The 15,604-nt window shown below is 60.4% G+C and carries 13 protein-coding genes; 11 read left to right on the top strand and 2 right to left on the bottom strand.

Going from position 1 to position 15,604, the window contains the following annotated elements; genetic code table 11:
* Positions 1–174: 174 nt before the first annotated feature.
* Positions 175–732 carry an NUDIX hydrolase gene (locus PspS49_RS03225; RefSeq protein ID WP_127925683.1) on the bottom strand — a complete coding sequence of 186 codons (558 nt, stop codon included), beginning with the start codon at positions 730–732 and terminating at the stop codon, positions 175–177.
* A gap of 3 nt (positions 733–735) precedes the next feature.
* The gene (locus PspS49_RS03220) at positions 736–1,803 is read right to left on the bottom strand and encodes a DUF2333 family protein (RefSeq protein ID WP_016984927.1); all 1,068 of its coding nucleotides are present in this window, start codon (positions 1,801–1,803) and stop codon (positions 736–738) included.
* Between the two features lie 425 nt (positions 1,804–2,228).
* Between PspS49_RS03220 and gcbA the strand changes: the two genes are divergently transcribed.
* The 11 genes from gcbA to purD all read left to right on the top strand — a co-directional run bounded on the left by gcbA (position 2,229) and on the right by purD (position 15,582).
* A complete protein-coding gene (gene gcbA / locus PspS49_RS03215; protein WP_160038076.1) occupies positions 2,229–3,899 on the top strand; it encodes a diguanylate cyclase GcbA in 1,671 nt (556 codons plus the stop codon).
* 51 nt (positions 3,900–3,950) lie between these two features.
* Positions 3,951–5,897, top strand: a complete 1,947-nt coding sequence (locus tag PspS49_RS03210; protein WP_160038074.1) for a methyl-accepting chemotaxis protein — start codon at positions 3,951–3,953, stop codon at positions 5,895–5,897.
* 241 nt (positions 5,898–6,138) lie between these two features.
* Positions 6,139–6,591: a type II 3-dehydroquinate dehydratase gene (aroQ, locus tag PspS49_RS03205; RefSeq protein ID WP_007914604.1), complete on the top strand. Its 453-nt coding sequence runs from the start codon at positions 6,139–6,141 to the stop codon at positions 6,589–6,591.
* Positions 6,592–6,639: 48 nt separating this feature from the next.
* On the top strand, positions 6,640–7,104 hold the full coding sequence (accB, locus tag PspS49_RS03200; protein ID WP_160038072.1) for an acetyl-CoA carboxylase biotin carboxyl carrier protein: 465 nt from the start codon (positions 6,640–6,642) through the stop codon (positions 7,102–7,104).
* Between the two features lie 17 nt (positions 7,105–7,121).
* The gene (gene accC, locus PspS49_RS03195; protein WP_007914602.1) at positions 7,122–8,480 is read left to right on the top strand and encodes an acetyl-CoA carboxylase biotin carboxylase subunit; all 1,359 of its coding nucleotides are present in this window, start codon (positions 7,122–7,124) and stop codon (positions 8,478–8,480) included.
* A 268-nt stretch (positions 8,481–8,748) separates the two neighbouring features.
* A complete protein-coding gene (prmA, locus tag PspS49_RS03190) occupies positions 8,749–9,627 on the top strand; it encodes a 50S ribosomal protein L11 methyltransferase (RefSeq protein WP_127925680.1) in 879 nt (292 codons plus the stop codon).
* A 30-nt stretch (positions 9,628–9,657) separates the two neighbouring features.
* On the top strand, positions 9,658–10,935 hold the full coding sequence (locus PspS49_RS03185) for a DUF3426 domain-containing protein (protein WP_160038070.1): 1,278 nt from the start codon (positions 9,658–9,660) through the stop codon (positions 10,933–10,935).
* A 185-nt stretch (positions 10,936–11,120) separates the two neighbouring features.
* The gene (gene dusB / locus PspS49_RS03180) at positions 11,121–12,131 is read left to right on the top strand and encodes a tRNA dihydrouridine synthase DusB (RefSeq protein ID WP_150775118.1); all 1,011 of its coding nucleotides are present in this window, start codon (positions 11,121–11,123) and stop codon (positions 12,129–12,131) included.
* Positions 12,128–12,448 (top strand): DNA-binding transcriptional regulator Fis, encoded by a 321-nt coding sequence (gene fis / locus PspS49_RS03175; RefSeq protein WP_003221275.1) that lies wholly within the window; start codon positions 12,128–12,130, stop codon positions 12,446–12,448. The genes dusB and fis overlap by 4 nt, the downstream gene beginning before the upstream one ends.
* An 83-nt stretch (positions 12,449–12,531) precedes the next feature.
* Complete coding sequence (gene purH / locus PspS49_RS03170; protein ID WP_007914589.1) at positions 12,532–14,139, top strand: bifunctional phosphoribosylaminoimidazolecarboxamide formyltransferase/IMP cyclohydrolase; 1,608 nt, start codon at positions 12,532–12,534, stop codon at positions 14,137–14,139.
* 147 nt (positions 14,140–14,286) lie between these two features.
* Entirely contained in the window at positions 14,287–15,582 is a 1,296-nt protein-coding gene (gene purD / locus PspS49_RS03165; RefSeq protein ID WP_127925676.1) for a phosphoribosylamine--glycine ligase, read from the top strand.
* Positions 15,583–15,604 lie beyond the last annotated feature (22 nt).

Raw genomic sequence — 15,604 nt, 5'->3', positions numbered from 1 at the left:
GGGAGGACAAAGACTGATCGCGACCTTGGGCAAGGTCATCGACCGCGAAGCCCCACTCAGGCAGGGGCAGCGCTACTGCACCGATGCTTCAATAAAAGCAGGACGGTGCAGCTTGAAAAGGTCGCGCAGTGTAACGGCAAAAATGCGACTTGCTAAGTGCCAATCGGCGCCAATTTATGTGTTCTTTGCGACGTCGCTTTGCTGCGCCTTCAGATAGCGCTTCAAGGCTGCCAGAGAGTCCGGGCAATAAGGCTTTTGCTGGATTTCCTGCATGACCTGCTCGACCGGAATAAAGCGTGCTTCGAGCACCTCCTCCGGTTGCAGTTTCAGCGGCCCGTCCCAGACGGCGGAAAACGCCGAACACCACAAACGGTTGCCGGTGTCTTCGAAGTAGAAATGGTCATGGGCAGTCAGTTCGATACCGCTGACGCCCAACTCCTCTTCCAGCTCTCGGGCTGCCGACTCGGCGTAAGTCTCGTCGGCCTGCACCATGCCGCCCGCCGCGACGTCCCAGTAACCGGGATAAATCGCCTTGCTCAACGTGCGCCGGTGCACGCAAAGGTCGCCGGCGGAATTGAACAACATGATGTAGGTGCCGCGACCGATCAGCCCACGCTCGCGCAGATCGGCACGCACCAGAGCGCCGAGCAGGTTGTCCTGCTCGTCGACCCAGGCGATCTGTTCGGCATCCGAGGCGGCGCGATGGGCCGCCTCTTTGGCGTTCTGACTCATGAATCAGCCCTGATTGAGCAGTTGACGCAAATCGATCACAGCAGCGTTGGCACGGGAAATATAGTTGGCCATGACCAGCGAGTGGTTGGCCAGCACGCCGAAGCCGCTTCCGTTAAGAATCATAGGACTCCAGACCGGTTCCTGCGAGGCTTCCAGCTCACGAATGATCTGACGCACGCTGACGGTGGCGTTCTTCTTCGCCAGGACATCGGCGAAGTCGACTTCGATGGCGCGCAACAGATGCGACAGCGCCCAGGCCTGACCGCGTGCTTCGTAGAACACGTTGTCGATCTGCATCCATGGTGTCTCGACGACTTCCTCGTCAACCTGCGGCACTTCGCCGATGGCCGGCACTTCGGTTTTCAGCGCGGTGTTGAGTTTGACCCGACCGACACTGGCCGACAGTCGTTGCGACAGCGAGCCGAGACGGGTGCCGACATCGCCGAGCCAGTTGTTCAGGTTGTCGGCGCGGGCATAGAACAGCGCGTTTTTCTGGGTTGGATCGGACAGACGCGCCTGATAACGGCTCAGCGAGTTGATGCCTTCCTGATATTCCGACTCACTCGACGGCAGGATCCAGCTCTTGTTGTCGAAGTTGAAGCGCGGCTCGGCCTTGGCCAGATCGGCATCTTCTGCCGACTGCGATTGCGAACGGGCAAAGTCTTTGCGCAGGGCACGGGTCAGGTCACGCACCTGTACCAGCACGCCGTACTCCCAGCTTGGCGTGTTGTCCATCCACAGGCCCGGCGGGAAGCGGTCGTTGGAAATGTAGCCGCCCGGCTTGTTGAGCAAGGTGCCGGCAACGGTCTTCAGGGTTTCGACGGTGGTGTAGCCGATCACCATCTGCTTGCCTTCTTTCTCGGCCGCCACTTGCGCGTTTTGTGCGACCGGAAACAGCGCCGGCTCCTGGCTCCAGTACCAGCCAAGGCCAATGGTCACCAGCAGGTAGATGCCGATCAGCGTGGCCAATGCACGGCTGAACAGCAATCCGCCAACATAGCTGCGGGTGGCCGACTTGGGTTCGGCGGCACGTTCAGGCGCGCTGCCCGCGCGGTTTTTCCAGTCCAGCATGGCGATATCCTTTCAATCACTTGGGTTCAACGGTTCGACCACAACCATACAACAACGTGCCGAGGCCGGGCACCCGCGCGTAAAGATAAGCCGCAATTCGTATGGGCGAATGACGCTTCGACGATGACTAAGGGAATCCCCGATGCCCATGCTTCAGCCCATCGGATTGAAAACCATCGCAAAGGTCATTCACTGCACGGATAAAAGCACCACTGCCCCGTCATCCTGATCACCCAGCTTAGTCAGGGAGTGCCCGGCCGACGGGGACTTGTCAGACACTCAGGTCAAAAACAAAACCGCCCGGTCAGAAACTGAATGGTGACGCACTGCAGATTATTGACGTACGACACTCGTCTAAGGGAAAAGAGGTGCTAGCATAGAGCCACCAGTCGATCTCAGCATGCAGCCTAACTAGTAGTCAGGATATGACCGAGCCAGAAGACCCCAGCCGTGAGCGTCTCAAGCACCACTTTGCCCAGCGGGTAATTCATCAGGCACGTCAGATTCTTGAGATATGGCAGCGCCTGCAACGCAGTGAGTGGTCTACTGTCGACCTCGCCGAACTGAGCGAGGCCAACCTGCGCCTGCTGCGTTTTGCCGAGCGCTTCGAACAGCCGGAACACACTCAACTCGCGCGCCACATCAGCCAGTCGCTGGAAGCGGTGGACGCCAATCGCGGCCGTCTCAGCAGTGGCCTGATCACCGACCTCAATCGCTTGATGCAGCGCTTGTCGCGCACCGGCCTGCGCCATGGCGATCAACTCGACCAGACGTTCCTGCCGCCACTGCGTAAACCGATCTACGTGATGCTGCAGGATCACGACCGCGCCGAACGGCTGGCCAAACAACTTGAATTCTTCGGTCTGAGCGCGCAGGCGCTGGACAGTGTTTCGGCATTTCGCTCCTCGATGGTCGAGCGCCTGCCGGCCGCGATCGTCATGGACGTGGATTTCAGCGGCGCCGGCATCGGCCTGAAACTCGCCGCCGAAGCCCAGGTCGGGCTCGAGGAGCCGCTGCCGCTGCTGTTCTTCAGCCTGCACGAAACCGACACGCCGACCCGTCTCGCCGCCGTGCGCGCCGGTGGCCAGGAATTTCTCACCGGCACTCTCGAAGCGTCGAGCCTGCTGGAAAAGATCGAAGTCCTCACCTGCGTCGCCCAGTACGAGCCTTATAAAGTGTTGATCATCGACGACTCGCGTGCGCAGGCCTTGCACACCGAACGCCTGCTCAACAGCGCCGGCATCGTCACGCGCACCTTGATCGAACCGATTCAGGCGATGGCCGAACTGGCGGATTTCCAGCCCGACCTGATCATCCTCGACATGTACATGCCGGCCTGCACCGGTACCGAACTGGCCAAAGTGATTCGCCACAACGACCGCTATGTCAGCGTGCCGATCATTTATCTGTCGGCCGAGGACGATCTGGACAAGCAGCTCGACGCCATGAGCGAGGGCGGCGATGATTTTCTGACCAAACCGATCAAGCCGCGCCATCTGATCACCACCGTGCGCAACCGCGCCGCCCGCGCGCGCAATCTGAAAGCGCGGATGGTCCGCGACAGCCTCACCGGCCTCTATAACCACACGCACATTCTGCAATTGCTCGAAGACTGCTCGTTCCGCGCCCGCCGCGAGAACAAGCCGCTGAGTTTTGCCATGCTCGACATCGACCACTTCAAACGGGTCAACGACAGCCACGGCCACCCGATGGGCGACCGGGTGATCAAAAGCCTGGCGCTGTTTCTCAAGCAGCGTTTACGCAAGACCGACTTCATCGGCCGCTACGGCGGTGAAGAGTTCGCCATCGTCATGCCCGACACGGATATAGAAGCGGCGCACAAAGTCCTCGACGAAATCCGCCAGCGCTTCGCCGAAATCCATTACCCGGCGCAGCCGCAGGATTTGTGGTGCACCTTCAGTGCCGGCGTGGTGGAAATGCACGACGACTGCGACAGCCTGATGATGGCCAGTCAGGCCGACGAAGCGCTGTACCGCGCCAAGGGTGCCGGGCGCAATCGCGTGCAGACTGCGCGCGAGTCAAAGCAAAGTGCCACTTTTTCATCGAATTCCACTGATTCGGTCATAACCCTGTAACAGAACCGCAATAAATTCAGGCGCTTACCATTTCTGCCGTTGGTAGCCGTCATGCGCCTGAAGTTGCTCACCAATCTCAATACGCTGCTGCTGGTCGCCGTGTGCCTCGCACTCGGCGCCACGCTGTGGTGGTCGCAAAAAGCCCTCGAACGCCCGTATCTGTTGATGGAGCGGTATTTGGGACTGTCGCAGCAGTTTCAGAACGAGGTCGCACGCAACGTCGAGGATTACCTCGCCAGCGGCGACGCCTTGCGCCTGAGCAGCGCCAGCCAGGCCATCGACAGCTTGCGCAAAGAACTCGCTGAATTGCCGCCGGCGCTGGCTGAAACGCTGCACCCGAGCCTGTCGGGCCTGGAGGAGTTCAGCAAAACCGACTTGCTCGCGGCCGGCAAACTGGCGGGCGATCCGCAGGCGTTGCTGTTGCAGGCCGAGCGCGAATTGAGCGCCAGCCTTGAGCAACTCAGCACTTATGCCAACGGCAACGCGAGCTATCTGACGCCGTTGCTTGCGGCTTCGCAGCATCTGGGCAAACTGTCGTTGGCGCGGGACAAGCTGGTCAGCAGCGGGCGCAGCGAACTGACGGCCGATGTTGAGCGCGAGGTCACCAACATCCGTACGCAAGCTCAGGCAATTGATGCCCTGCCCTTGCTCGGCGTCGTCACCAGCAACGAGTCGAACAGCGACGATTTTGCCGCGTTGATGGGTATCGAAAACACTGAGAAAACCGCCGCCGAAGACGCCGGTGTCGACCTCAAACGCGAACTCAACAGCCTGCTCGGACGCTATCCGGCAGAGCTTGAGCGCACCCGCGACCAGATTCAGAAACGCGCGGATCTGAGCACCGCGACGCACCAGAAAATTGCCGCCGTGCAACAGGCGATCGCCGGCCTGGAACCCGTCGTACGCGCCCAACACGGGCAAATTCAGGGCGAAGTGCGGCTGATGCAAGGCGTGATGATCGGCCTGATTCTGCTGATCGCTTTACTGATCGACACTTTGCAACGGCGCCTGGCGCGCACATTGACCAATCTCGCGCCGGCGCTTTCAACCTGGGCCGAGGGCGACTTCAGTCGCGACATTCATCTGGGCAAAACCAACCGTGAACTGCGTGACATCGAAGCCTCGCTCAATCGATTGCGCGCGTATCTGGTGGATCTGGTCGGGACCATTCGCGGCAATGCCGAACAAGTCGCGGGCAGTAGCCGCACCCTGGCCGAACTGAGTAACGACTTGCACAGCGGTGCCGAACATCAGGCTGGCGACACCGCGCTGATCCGCGACTCCCTCGGCGAACTTGAAGCGACAATCCAGCAGGTTGCCGGCGATGCGCAGCAGGCCGCTGACGCCAGTCGTCATGCCGGACTGGCGGTCGAGCATGGTCAGACGGTAATTGGCCAGAGCCTCACCGGCCTGCACGCATTGGTCGGTGAAGTACAAGGCAACGCGCAGATGATCGAACATCTGGCCGAAGAGTCGGCAACCATCGGTGGCGTGTTGACGGTGATTCGCTCGATTGCCGACCAGACCAACCTGCTGGCCCTCAACGCGGCGATTGAAGCGGCGCGCGCCGGGGAAATGGGTCGTGGCTTTGCCGTGGTAGCTGAAGAAGTGCGCTCGCTTGCCCAGCGTACTGCCGGCGCGACTGCCGAAATCCAGACGCTGATTGCCGGCCTGCAAACGGCGGCACGGCAATCGGTCGAAGGCATGCGGGCGCAGGTTGAACATGCCGAAGCCACAGCCAATCAGGCGCAAGCGGCAGACGGTGCGCTGGATAAAATCGTCGGCGCGATCCAGACCATTTCCGACACGGCAATCCGCATTGCCGATATCACCGCGCAGCAAAGCGGTGCTGTCAGCGAGATTCGCGATCACAGCGAGCGGATTCATCAGTTGGGTGGGGATAATCTGGTGCGTATCGGCCGTGGGCGCGAACAGGGTGAGAACCTGCTGGTATTGGGCGGGCAACTGCATACGGCCGTTCAGGCCTTTCGCGTCTGACAAATCGCCTTCGCGAGCAAGTTCGCTCCCACATTGGGATGCATACCCCTGTGGGAGCGAGCTTGCTCGCGAAGGCGTCAGTCCATACACCACAAGTGACCGAATCAAATCACTTGGTCACATATTTCGCGCAAACATCGGCCATCGTGCTGGCTATTGCATAGAACTGGACAGTCACAAAGTCTTTGCGGCATAGTCGCCGGGTTCTGACGATTGCTCATTCATAACAAGGACTACGCAGATGGCAACCCTACTGGTGCTGCACGGCCCCAACCTGAACCTGCTCGGCACCCGCGAACCCGGCACTTACGGTTCAACGACCCTGGCGCAGATCAATCAGGATCTGGAGCGCCGCGCCCGTGAAGCCGGTCATCATCTGCTGTATCTGCAAAGCAATGCCGAGTACGAATTGATCGACCGCATCCACGCCGCGCGCGGCGAAGGTGTCGATTTCATTCTGATCAATCCAGCAGCTTTTACGCACACAAGTGTCGCATTACGTGACGCGTTGCTGGGAGTGAGCATCCCATTCATCGAAGTGCATTTGTCCAACGTGCACAAACGCGAACCTTTCCGCCATCACTCTTACTTCTCCGATGTAGCGGTGGGAGTGATCTGCGGCCTTGGCGCCAGCGGTTACCGACTGGCCCTGGAGGCTGCACTAGAACAGCTTGAAACACAGGCAACGACTTGAACTACAAGCGTTAAGCGCCCCTGACCGACCCTTGGGAGTTGATGATTCATGGATATCCGTAAAGTTAAGAAACTGATCGAATTGCTGGAAGAGTCCGGCATCGACGAGCTCGAGATCAAGGAAGGCGAAGAGTCCGTACGCATCAGCCGTCACAGCAAGACCCCGGCTCAGCAGTACTACGCACCAGCGCCGATGCAAGCTCCAGCTGCTGCACCTGCCGCTGCTGCTCCGGTTGCTGCCGCAGCTCCGGCTGCTGCTGCTGCTGCCCCTGCGCTGAACGGCACTGTTGCCCGTTCGCCGATGGTCGGCACGTTCTACCGCAAATCTTCGCCAACCTCGCCGTCCTTCGTTGAAGTCGGCCAGACCGTGAAGAAAGGCGACACTCTGTGCATCGTCGAAGCCATGAAGATGATGAACCACATCGAAGCTGAAACCAGCGGTGTGATCGAGTCCATCCTCGTCGAAGACGGCCAGCCGGTTGAGTACGACCAACCGCTGTTCACCATCGTTTGAACTGCGGAGAGCCTTTGATGACTGCGAAGTTGGAAAAAGTTCTGATCGCTAACCGCGGTGAGATCGCCCTGCGGATTCTGCGTGCCTGCAAAGAGATGGGCATCAAGACCGTCGCCGTTTACTCCAAGGCCGACAAAGAGCTGATGCACCTGGGTCTGGCAGACGAATCCGTCTGCATCGGCCCGGCTTCTGCCGCGCACTCTTACCTGCACATCCCGGCCATCATCGCTGCCGCTGAAGTGACTGGCGCTACCGCCATTCACCCAGGCTACGGTTTCCTCGCGGAAAACGCCGATTTTGCCGAGCAGGTCGAGAACTCCGGCTTCGCCTTCATCGGCCCGAAAGCCGAAACCATTCGCCTGATGGGCGACAAGGTTTCGGCCAAGCACGCGATGATCGAAGCAGGCGTGCCTACCGTTCCAGGCTCCGACGGCCCACTGCCGGAAGACGAAGAAACGGCGCTGCGCATCGGTCGTGAAGTCGGCTACCCGGTGATCATCAAAGCCGCTGGCGGCGGTGGTGGTCGCGGCATGCGTGTTGTGCACAAGGAAGAAGACCTGATCGCCTTCGCCAAACTGACCCGCACCGAAGCTGGCGCGGCGTTCGGTAACCCGATGGTCTATCTGGAAAAATTCCTGACCAACCCGCGTCACGTCGAAGTGCAGGTGCTGTCCGACGGCCAGGGCCACGCCATCCATCTGGGCGACCGCGATTGCTCGCTGCAACGTCGTCACCAGAAAGTTCTCGAAGAGGCGCCGGCACCGGGCATCGACGAGAAGGCGCGCGAAGAAGTACTGGCTCGCTGCGTCAAGGCGTGCATCGACATCGGCTACCGCGGCGCGGGTACTTTCGAGTTCCTGTACGAGAACGGTCGTTTCTACTTCATCGAAATGAACACTCGTGTTCAGGTGGAGCACCCGGTTTCGGAAATGGTCACCGGTATCGACATCGTCAAGGAGATGCTCAGCATCGCCGCTGGCAACAAGCTGTCGTTCACGCAGGATGACGTGGTTATCCGCGGCCACTCGCTGGAATGCCGGATCAACGCTGAAGACCCGAAAACCTTCATGCCGAGCCCGGGTACGGTCAAGCATTTCCACGCTCCAGGCGGCAACGGCGTTCGCGTCGATTCGCACCTGTACAGCGGTTATGCAGTTCCGCCGAACTACGACTCGCTGATCGGCAAGCTGATCACTTACGGCGCGACCCGCGACGAAGCCATGGCACGCATGCGTAATGCCCTGGACGAAATCGTGGTTGACGGGATCAAGACCAACATCCCGCTGCACCGTGATCTGGTTCGCGACGAAGGCTTCTGCAAGGGTGGTGTGAACATTCACTACCTCGAGCACAAGCTGGCTGGCGAGAAGCACTAAGCTTCGGCCCGCACCAGACAAAGCCGCCTTCGGGCGGCTTTGTTGTTTCTGCAGGTTTCAAAAGCCCCTGTGGGAGCGAGCCTGCTCGCGATGAGGCTGGCACATTCAGCATTTGTGTTGACGGCAACATCGCCATCGCGAGCAGGCTCACTCCTACAAGGGATTGGCGCTACAAATCCAGCTCCCACAAACCGCCTGCGCTCGCGTAAACTTGCGCGCTTCTCGCCGGCCGCTAGGCTGCAATCAATATTTTTCAAAGGTGCCCGCCATGCCTTGGCTGCAAGTACGTCTCGCCATCAGCCCGGAACAAGCCGAAACCTACGAAGACGCTTTCCTTGAAGTGGGCGCCGTGTCGGTGACCTTCATGGACGCCGAAGATCAGCCGATCTTCGAGCCGGAACTCAATACCACCCCGCTGTGGGCGCATACGCACCTGCTGGCACTGTTCGAGGGCGGCACCGAACCGGCACCGGTTCTGGCCCACCTGGAACTGCTGACCGGCAGCCCGTTGCCTGAGCATCACAGCGAAGTCATTGAAGATCAGGACTGGGAACGCAGCTGGATGGACGGCTTCCAGCCGATGCGCTTCGGCCAGCGCCTGTGGATCGTGCCGAGCTGGCATGCCGCACCTGAGCCAGACGCAGTCAATCTGCTGCTGGATCCGGGTTTGGCGTTCGGCACCGGCACGCACCCGACCACCGCGCTGTGCCTGGAATGGCTCGACGGTCAGGATCTGAAAGGCTGCAACGTGCTCGACTTCGGCTGCGGCTCGGGGATTCTGGCGATTGCGGCCCTGCTGCTCGGCGCCAAGGAAGCGGTCGGCACCGACATCGACGTGCAGGCGCTGGAAGCCTCGCGTGATAACGCCGGGCGCAACAACATTGCCGAAGAACTGTTCCCGCTGTACTTGCCGGAAGATCTGCCACAGGTCAAAGCCGACGTACTGGTCGCCAACATTCTGGCCGGCCCACTGGTTTCTCTCGCGCCGCAACTGTCCGGCCTGGTGAAATCCGGTGGCCGTCTGGCGTTGTCGGGCATCCTTGCCGAGCAAGGTGATGAAGTCGCTGCCGCTTATGCGCAGGACTTTGATCTCGACCCGATCGCCAATCGCGATGGCTGGGTGCGCATCACCGGCCGTCGGCGTTAATATGGGCGCCTGCATAATCCGGATCGCCGCATGACCGACAGCTTCGTCACCCAGTGCCCGCATTGCCAAACCAGTTTCCGTGTCAGCCATGCTCAATTGAGCGTGGCCCGCGGGGTGGTTCGCTGCGGCTCCTGCCTGCAAGTGTTCAATGCGGCCAAACAGCTGCTGGAGCAACACGCCGGCAAGGACGCGGTGACACCGGTTGCACCCTCGATTGTCGAGCAGCCGCCGATTATCGAGGCCCCGCCCGTTGTCCAGGCGCCGGCCATCGTCGAACAGCCCGCGCCGCGTGCCATCAGCCAAAAGCAGTGGAGCGCGTCCGAGCTGGATCTCGACAGCCTCGATCTGGACGAAGAACTGGCCCGCCTCGAACAACGGGAAATCCAGCCGACCACCGAATTCGGTCGTCCACGCGAAGATGCCCTGAGCGCACGCCGCGACAACCCTGAACCAGATGAAACGCTCTGGCGCGACAGTCTGTTCAGCGAGCGCGCCGATGAACACACGGCCGAGCCCGAGGACGACGAGGCAGAAATCGCCGACATCGAACCGGTCAAATCCGAGCGCACCGAGCCCTCGCTGTCACTGGAACCGGTGGATCTGGATGACGAACCAGCGATTCCGCATCTGCGCCTGCACGACCCGATCGACCCCAATGCCCGCCGCGAACGCCTGTCGGCCAGCGACGAAGCCGATGACGACGATTTGCCATCGATCGAGCCGCTGCGCAAAAAGCGCGAGCGCGCAGAGCCCGGCGTACGCGCCGAAGTCCTGCAAGACCTGACCGACGACCCGCTGCAACTGGACTGGCAGAAGCGCCGCTCGCCGTGGGGCCGACGTACGCTCTGGCTGCTGTTGGTCCTGCTGGCGGCGGGAGGCCTGGCCGCCCAGTACATCTCTTATCATTTCGAAGAGCTGGCCCGACAGGATCAGTATCGCCCGTGGTTCCAGCAAATCTGCCCGCAGATCGGCTGCACGGTGCCGTCCAAGGTCGATATCGCCCGAATCAAGAGCAGCAACCTGGTGGTGCGCAGCCATCCGGAGTTCAACGGCGCGTTGGTGGTCGATGCGATCATTTACAACCGTGCGACGTTCTCTCAGCCGTTTCCATTACTGGAACTGCGCTTCGCCGACCTCAACGGCCACCTGATTGCCAGTCGTCGCTTCAAACCCGGCGAATACCTGAGAGGGGACCTCGAAGGTCTGGCGGAAATGCCGCCGCAGACGCCGATCCACATCGCGCTGGATATTCTCGATCCAGGCCCCAAAGCGGTGAATTACAGCCTGAGTTTCCACTCGCCCGAGTGACGCGCTTCATCGCTTTCGAATTGACGGCGGTTTTCTGACTTTGCCATCCACAACCAAACCCGTGGCGATAACAGAATAACTGTTCAGATTTTGTTCAATTCAGCCTTTATCCAGTCATCGAGAGCGGGTATCATGCCAACCCTTTTTCGAACTCTCATGATCCGGCCCCACCTCAGGGAAGTCCTATGTCGGCGGTACGCATCGGCCCATACATATTGCAGAACGGCTTGATTCTCGCCCCGATGGCGGGGGTCACCGACCAGCCCTTTCGTCAGCTGTGCAAGCGTTTGGGCGCAGGGCTTGTAGTCTCGGAAATGGTCACCAGCGACATGAGCCTGTGGAATACCCGCAAGTCGCGCCTGCGCATGATCCACGAAGGCGATCCCGAGCCACGCTCGGTACAGATTGCCGGTGGTGATGCGCAGATGCTGGCGGATGCAGCCCGGGCCAACGTCGAACTGGGCGCACAGATTATCGATATCAACATGGGTTGCCCGGCAAAGAAGGTCTGCAACAAGGCCGCCGGTTCCGCGTTGTTGAAGGACGAAGCACTGGTGACCGAGATCCTGCAGGCCGTTGTGGCGGCGGTTGATGTGCCGGTCACCCTGAAGATCCGCACCGGTTGGGATCGCGACAACAAGAACGGTCTGACCGTGGCGAAGATCGCCGAGCAGGCCGGGATCACCGCGCTGGCAGTGCATGGCCGCACGCGCGCCGACCTGTACAAGGGTGAAGCCGAGTACGACACGATTGCCGCGATCAAGCAGGCGGTGTCGATCCCGGTGTTTGCCAATGGCGATATCGATTCGCCGGAAAAGGCCCGTTACGTCCTTGACGCGACCGGTGCCGATGGCCTGTTGGTAGGCCGCGCCGCCCAAGGGCGGCCATGGATTTTTCGCGAGATCGAACACTTCCTGCGTACCGGCGAGAAATTGCCGGCACCGGAGCTGATCGAGGTGGAACACATACTGCTGGAGCATCTGGCCGCACTTCACGCTTTCTATGGGGATGTGATGGGCGTGCGCATTGCGCGCAAGCATGTGGGCTGGTATCTCGCAACCTTGCCGGGCGCCAGGGAGTTTCGCGCCCACTTCAATCGTTTGGATGGTACGGAAACACAATGCGCCAACGTTCGGGAGTTCTTCGCCGAGCGTTACAAGAGCCTGACAGGGGACGAAGAAGGGGTGGCCGCATGACGATGATGACCGAGACTTTAGTGAGTGGAACAGCACCCGTGAGCGACAACGTGAATTTGAAACAGCACCTCAATACCCCGAGCGAAGAAGGTCAGACCCTTCGCGGGAGTGTCGAGAAGGCGCTGCACAATTATTTCGCCCACCTTGAGGGCGCATCCGTCACGGATGTGTATAACCTGGTGCTCTCCGAAGTCGAGGCGCCCCTGCTCGAAAGCGTGATGAACTACGTCAAGGGCAACCAGACCAAGGCGAGCGAGCTGCTGGGACTTAACCGCGGCACGCTGCGCAAGAAACTCAAGCAGTACGATCTGCTGTAAGCATTCAATCAAACCAGAAAGGCGCCCGCGTAAAAAACGGTCGCCTTTTTTGCTGACTTCCTTTGCTTTTGATGGAAATTGAGATGACCGACCAGACTACCCGCCTGCCGATCCGCCGCGCCTTGATCAGCGTTTCCGACAAGACCGGGATCCTCGAATTCGCCAAGGAGCTTGAAGCTCTGGGCGTCGAGATCCTCTCCACCGGCGGGACGTTCAAGCTGCTGCGCGACAACGGTGTTGCCGCAGTGGAAGTCGCGGATTACACCGGTTTCGCCGAAATGATGGACGGTCGGGTGAAAACCCTGCACCCGAAAATCCACGGCGGCATCCTCGGTCGTCGCGGTATCGACGACGCGATCATGAGCGAGCACGGCATCAAGCCAATCGATCTGGTTGCTGTCAACCTGTACCCGTTCGAAGCCACCATCAACAAGCCAGGCTGCGACCTGCCGACCGCCATCGAAAACATCGACATCGGCGGCCCGACCATGGTCCGTTCGGCAGCGAAAAACCATAAAGACGTAGCGATCGTGGTGAATGCCAGCGATTACGCCAGCGTGCTCGAAGGCCTCAAGGCCGGTGGCCTGACCTACGCTCAGCGTTTCGACCTGATGCTCAAGGCTTTCGAACACACCGCCGCCTATGACGGCATGATCGCCAACTACATGGGCACCGTGAATCAGGCTGCTGAAACCCTGAGCACTGAAGGCCGCAGCGAATTCCCGCGCACCTTCAACAGCCAGTTCATCAAGGCCCAGGAAATGCGCTACGGCGAGAACCCGCACCAGAGCGCGGCGTTCTACGTGGAAGCCAAGCCTGCCGAAGTCGGCATCGCCACTGCGACCCAACTGCAAGGCAAAGAGCTGTCGTACAACAACGTCGCCGACACCGACGCCGCGCTGGAATGCGTGAAGAGCTTCGTCAAGCCAGCCTGCGTCATCGTCAAGCACGCCAACCCGTGCGGCGTGGCCGTCAGCCCGGACGCTGAAGGCGGCATCCGTCAGGCCTACGAACTGGCTTACGCCACCGATACCGAATCGGCGTTCGGCGGCATCATTGCCTTCAACCGTGAACTGGATGCCGAGACCGCCAAGGCGATCGTCGAGCGTCAGTTCGTTGAAGTGATCATCGCTCCAAGCGTCAGCGAAGAAGCTCGCGCCATTGTTGCAGCCAAAGCCAACGTGCGCCTGCTGGCCTGTGGCGAGTGGTCGGCTGACCGCGCCGCGGCCTGGGACTACAAGCGCGTCAACGGCGGTCTGCTGGTACAGAGCCGCGACATCGGCATGATCAGCGCCGACGACCTGAAAGTCGTGACCAAACGTGCGCCGACCGAACAGGAAATCCACGACCTGATCTTCGCCTGGAAAGTCGCCAAGTACGTTAAATCCAACGCCATCGTCTACGCCAAGAACCGTCAGACCATCGGTGTCGGCGCGGGCCAGATGAGCCGCGTAAACTCGGCGCGTATTGCCGCGATCAAGGCTGAGCACGCCGGCCTGCAAGTGGCCGGTTCGGTGATGGCCTCCGACGCGTTCTTCCCGTTCCGCGACGGCCTGGACAACGCAGCCAAGGTGGGTATCACTGCGGTGATCCAGCCGGGTGGTTCGATGCGTGATGCTGAAGTGATTGCCGCCGCTGACGAAGCCGGCATCGCGATGGTATTCACCGGCATGCGCCACTTCCGTCACTGATACACCGATTCAAATGTGGGAGCGAGCCTGCTCGCGAATGCAATCTGCCAGCGACGTTGACGTTGACTGACACACCGCTTTCGCGAGCAGGCTCGCTCCCACATAAAGCGCTACAGCAGCGCCTGACAGATTTTTGAGGTTTTTGAAATGAATGTTTTGATCATTGGCAGCGGTGGCCGTGAACACGCCCTGGCCTGGAAAGTGGCTCAGGATCCGCGCGTGCAGAAGGTTTTCGTCGCACCGGGCAACGCAGGCACCGCCATTGAAGCCAAGTGCGAGAACGTCGCCATCGACGTGCTGGCCCTTGAGCAACTGGCCGACTTCGCCGAGAAAAACGTTTCCCTGACCATCGTCGGCCCGGAAGTACCGTTGGTGGCTGGCGTTGTCGATCTGTTCCGCTCCCGTGGTCTGGACTGCTTCGGTCCGACCGCCGGTGCCGCGCAACTGGAAGGTTCGAAAGCCTTCACCAAGGATTTCCTCGCGCGCCACAAGATTCCGACCGCCGACTACCAGAACTTCACCGAGATCGAGCCGGCTCTGGCTTATCTGCGTGAAAAAGGCGCACCGATCGTGATCAAGGCCGATGGCCTGGCCGCCGGTAAAGGCGTGATCGTCGCCATGACCCTGGCTGAAGCCGAAGACGCCGTGCGCGACATGCTCGCTGGCAACGCTTTCGGTGATGCCGGTTCGCGTGTGGTCATCGAAGAATTCCTCGACGGCGAAGAAGCTTCATTCATCGTCATGGTCGACGGCAAAAACGTTCTGCCGATGGCCACCAGCCAGGACCACAAACGTGTTGGCGACGGCGACAGCGGCCCGAACACGGGTGGCATGGGTGCTTACTCCCCTGCCCCGGTGGTCACCGCCGACGTGCACAAGCGCGTGATGGATCTGGTCATCTGGCCGACCGTGCGCGGCATGGCTGAAGAAGGCAACGTCTACACCGGTTTCCTCTACGCAGGTCTGATGATCGACAAGGCCGGTAACCCGAAAGTCATCGAGTTCAACTGCCGCTTCGGCGATCCGGAAACCCAACCGGTGATGCTGCGACTGCAATCGAGCCTGGTGCTGCTGGTCGAAGCCGCTCTGGCGCAAGCGCTGGACAAGGTTGAAGCACAGTGGGATCCACGTCCGAGCGTCGGCATCGTGCTGGCGGCTGGCGGTTACCCGGGCGATTACGCCAAGGGCGCAGCGATCAACGGTCTGGACGCAGCGGCGAAGCTGGAAGGCAAAGTCTTCCACGCCGGCACCGCGCTGAAAGATGACAACGTCGTCACCGCCGGTGGTCGCGTACTCTGCGCCACCGCAATGGGCGCCAGCGTCGGCGAAGCGCAACAGCAAGCCTACAAGCTGGCAGCGGCCATCGACTGGGAAGGTTGCTTCTACCGCAAGGACATTGGCTACCGTGCCATTGCCCGTGAACGTGGCGAAACCCAGGAATAAGCTGTACCTCAGGTCCGGCGAG

It is taken from the genome of Pseudomonas sp. S49 (assembly GCF_009866785.1).
Lineage (GTDB): Bacteria > Pseudomonadota > Gammaproteobacteria > Pseudomonadales > Pseudomonadaceae > Aquipseudomonas.
Note: the sequence above shows the minus strand (reverse complement) of the source record. Positions and strands in the feature narration are given on the sequence as shown.

Bases quoted from the DNA above. Each gene is read 5' to 3' on its own strand.
- PspS49_RS03220 (WP_016984927.1), bottom strand. From the start codon at position 1,803: ATGCTGGACTGGAAAAACCGCGCGGGCAGCGCGCCTGAACGTGCCGCC.
- prmA (WP_127925680.1), top strand. From the start codon at position 8,749: ATGCCTTGGCTGCAAGTACGTCTCGCCATCAGCCCGGAACAAGCCGAA.
- accC (WP_007914602.1), top strand. From the start codon at position 7,122: ATGACTGCGAAGTTGGAAAAAGTTCTGATCGCTAACCGCGGTGAGATC.
- dusB (WP_150775118.1), top strand. From the start codon at position 11,121: ATGTCGGCGGTACGCATCGGCCCATACATATTGCAGAACGGCTTGATT.
- accB (WP_160038072.1), top strand. From the start codon at position 6,640: ATGGATATCCGTAAAGTTAAGAAACTGATCGAATTGCTGGAAGAGTCC.
- gcbA (WP_160038076.1), top strand. From the start codon at position 2,229: ATGACCGAGCCAGAAGACCCCAGCCGTGAGCGTCTCAAGCACCACTTT.
- purD (WP_127925676.1), top strand. From the start codon at position 14,287: ATGAATGTTTTGATCATTGGCAGCGGTGGCCGTGAACACGCCCTGGCC.
- fis (WP_003221275.1), top strand. From the start codon at position 12,128: ATGACGATGATGACCGAGACTTTAGTGAGTGGAACAGCACCCGTGAGC.
- PspS49_RS03210 (WP_160038074.1), top strand. From the start codon at position 3,951: ATGCGCCTGAAGTTGCTCACCAATCTCAATACGCTGCTGCTGGTCGCC.
- aroQ (WP_007914604.1), top strand. From the start codon at position 6,139: ATGGCAACCCTACTGGTGCTGCACGGCCCCAACCTGAACCTGCTCGGC.
- purH (WP_007914589.1), top strand. From the start codon at position 12,532: ATGACCGACCAGACTACCCGCCTGCCGATCCGCCGCGCCTTGATCAGC.
- PspS49_RS03225 (WP_127925683.1), bottom strand. From the start codon at position 732: ATGAGTCAGAACGCCAAAGAGGCGGCCCATCGCGCCGCCTCGGATGCC.
- PspS49_RS03185 (WP_160038070.1), top strand. From the start codon at position 9,658: ATGACCGACAGCTTCGTCACCCAGTGCCCGCATTGCCAAACCAGTTTC.